We start from the raw sequence: 311 nt of genomic DNA on the forward strand, positions 1-311 counted from the left end.
ATTGACTCATTGTTGGTTTTAACGCCAGTCGAAATCGCAGACCCGCCTGCAGCGGAGTCGGTCACGTGATTATTGGCGGAATAAGTGCGCATCAAGGCTACGTGCTCCAGTTTTTCCAAATGTAATGCACCTGTTTTACCGTACTCCAATTGCCGGGCAATTTCTATTGCACCTAACCCCATGCCATCGCCGATTAGCAAGATGACATTTTTCGGTGTGTTTTTCGTTTCAGCCTGAATGGGGTGGGAGATGCCGATTAGGCAGGAAAGAATGAGTAACCCAAAGCGCTCGGGCTGGAAAAGTTTTTGAAG

General features: G+C 48.2%; 1 protein-coding gene. It reads right to left on the minus strand.

The window, feature by feature from the left end; translation table 11 throughout:
• Positions 1 to 311: alkaline phosphatase (locus tag CVN76_RS02535; protein WP_442857538.1), on the minus strand; the 311-nt coding region annotated here is incomplete at both ends.

This window comes from Bacillus sp. mrc49 (assembly GCF_002803435.1).